This window comes from Trinickia sp. (assembly GCF_051961175.1).
Classification (GTDB): Bacteria; Pseudomonadota; Gammaproteobacteria; order Burkholderiales; family Burkholderiaceae; genus Trinickia.
The window spans coordinates 1-2,574 of sequence record NZ_JBQCDN010000059.1 but is presented as its reverse complement, the minus strand read 5'-3'; the positions used below and the strand labels follow the sequence as shown (position 1 = coordinate 2,574).

2 protein-coding genes and 1 pseudogene are annotated in these 2,574 nt (G+C 59.8%); 1 reads left to right on the top strand and 2 read right to left on the bottom strand.

Annotation, left to right across the window (positions count from 1 at the left end; genetic code table 11):
• Together ACTHL0_RS03410 and ACTHL0_RS03405 are read right to left on the bottom strand one after the other, a co-directional pair.
• A partial coding sequence (locus tag ACTHL0_RS03410) for an alkaline phosphatase family protein (RefSeq protein ID WP_440565182.1) occupies positions 1 to 919 on the bottom strand: 919 nt, incomplete at its 3' end.
• 170 nt (positions 920 to 1,089) lie between these two features.
• On the bottom strand, positions 1,090 to 2,061 hold the full coding sequence (locus ACTHL0_RS03405) for a LysR substrate-binding domain-containing protein (protein ID WP_440565181.1): 972 nt from the start codon (positions 2,059 to 2,061) through the stop codon (positions 1,090 to 1,092).
• Positions 2,062 to 2,154: 93 nt separating this feature from the next.
• Here ACTHL0_RS03405 and ACTHL0_RS03400 point away from each other — a divergent pair.
• Positions 2,155 to 2,574 (top strand): annotated as a pseudogene (locus tag ACTHL0_RS03400) (D-serine ammonia-lyase); the annotation flags it as partial.

The window sequence follows — 2,574 nt, the reverse complement described above, 5'->3', positions numbered from 1 at the left end:
CGAAGTTTCCGCCATGCTCGTCGTAGGTGACGATGAATAAAGTATCGTTCCACGCCGGGCTGCTTCGAAGCGTGCGATAAACCTGAAGGAGGAACTGCTCCCCCTTCGCGACATCGTAGTTCGGATGCTGACTGTTGCCGCTTGCGCTGAAATCGGGCTCGAGAAAGGTATAGGCCGGCAGCGTGCCCGATGCGGCACGGCGCTGAAACTCGTCGAACAGTCCGAAATGACTTTCGTCGGCATTCAGCGTATCGGGGAAGTCGGTACGCGTCAGCGGTGGGCGGTTGTAGCCGAAAATCGCCCAATCGATTTTGTTGTCGCTCAGGCGCCCGAAAATACTCGGGCACGTGAATGACTTGACATGATTATCGAGCCGCCCCTGAGATGTGCCCGCGGACGCAAACGCGCGGTTCGGCACGGTTTGCGTCGGAACCGATGCGAACCACTGATCGCATAAGGCATAACTGCGCGCGAGCGTCGACATGACGGGCAGCATGTCCGGCGTGTACATCAGCATGATGTCCGCCGGTTGGGTGCCCGGCAGCGAATCGCTATAGTGGTGCGCTAAATCGTAATCGATCGCGGTTTTGAAGTTGACGATGAAGCCGCGATTGCCAGGTTTGGCGCCCGACGCGGGATGCGTCGTCGAAAAAAGCTGCATGTTCGTGTTGTAAAAACCCTCGCCCGGGTCTGCGCCCGGTTTGAAATACGCATTGGGCATATCGGCGGTGATCTGAGTAACCGGGATGCTGCGCCCGCTATCGTCAGGATTCGTTTCATCGCCGGTCAAGCCGTCGAACGATGCGCCTGACGGCGTCACACGCTTACCACCATAAAGAAACCCGAGCATTTGATCGAACGAGCGGTTCTCAAGCATCAATTGAACGATGTGCTTGATGTTGCCCAGTTGATTCGCCATGAACACCTCCGGAAGACGAGTTTCGGAACTTGCATGCAAACACGTTGCACGCGGTAGGTGCAGCCGGCTCGTCGCCATGCTCGACGGGCCTTCACGCTATGTCTGTCAGGCTCGCTTGCGATCGTCGGCGAAGCACAGCGGCCAGTTCCGAATCATCTTCCTGACAAGTTTCACAAGGATGAATCGCGACAGCTCGGCGCGCTTCGCCCCGCGCGCGCTTGCTCGAAGCGCGTGCATTCCGCGCTGAGCCAATCGACGAACGCGGTGGCGTGAGGGTCGCTTCGATCACGGCAAAGCAGCACGTATTGCGCGGGCGCACGAACGTGGCATTGGAAGATATCGATGAGCCGGCCGGCCGTTAGTTCCTCATCGATCAGCGCGGTTCGCGCGAGCACGACGCCTTGATGGTTCAGCGCAGCGCTGATGGCCAGACTCGACAGGTTGAAATTGAAGTGCGGGCCGTCGGCCGCATCATCCAAGCCGGGCAGCATGCAACGCAGCCAAGTTTGCCATTCGACGAATTCGGGGGCGCCCGCCCACGGTTCCACGTCATGTAACAGCCTCACGCTTTGGAGCCAACGAGCGTCCAACACCGGCGGGTGCTCGCGAAGATACTCCGGTGTCGCTGCCGCAACGAGGGACTCGTCGAGCAAGACTGTCGCATCGGATGGCCATTCGCTTGGAGGCAGGTAGCCGATTGCAATATCGGCGCCGCCTTGTGCCCTCTCATACGAGGCCACGACATCGATTTCGGCTTTGAGCCGGACCGAAACGTACGGGTGCAGTCGATGAAAATCCACCAAACGCGGCATCAGCCACTGCAAGGCGAACGAAGGCACGCAACTGACATTCAACAACGCCGCTTCGGGCTCGTCGAGCCGCGCAAGCGTGCGGTTGAGTTCGGCAAACGCATTCGAGGTGGCTTCGAGCAGCGCCGCGCCTTTGGGCGTCAAAGCCAAGCCGCGCGGTTGCCGCACGAACAACGGATAGCCCAATCGCGCTTCGAGTTGCCGAATTTGTTGACTCACGGCACTTTGGGTCAAGCTCAGCGTGGCGGCGGTTTTCGTGAAACTCAACGATTGCCCGGCTGCTTCGAAGCACCGTAGCGCACCGAGGATGGATGAGTCGAGTCGTGATGCCATAAGTGTATCTAATGGGGGTATTAGTAATCGCCGCTTTCGGCCGATGGCCGCAGTGCCCTAGTATCGGAGCACCATCATACGTTGCCGAAAGCCATGAATACCAGCCGAATTCCCCGAGATCTATTAGCGCCACTTATCGAGCGACGTCCGACGCTCTGGCTTAATCCGCAGCTCGGCACGCCGCTTCCCGCGAATGCGCCGTCGCAGACCGACATCCTGGCGGCTCGGGACCGGTTCGCACGCTGCGCACCTTTGATGGCTGCACTGTTTCCCGAACTCGTCGACACCCAAGGGGCAATCACATCGCCGCTCGTGCCGGCCGATGCGTTGGCGACCGCGCTGAATGCCGAATCGGGGCAATGGTTCGTCAAGCGCGATGACAGCTTGCCTGTCGCCGGATCGATCAAGGCGCGAGGTGGGTTTCATGAAGTGTTGGCCGTTGCCGAGCGAATCGCCGGGGAGCACGGGCTGCTGCGAACGGACAGCGATCGGCGTTTGCTTGCTGGCGCCGAT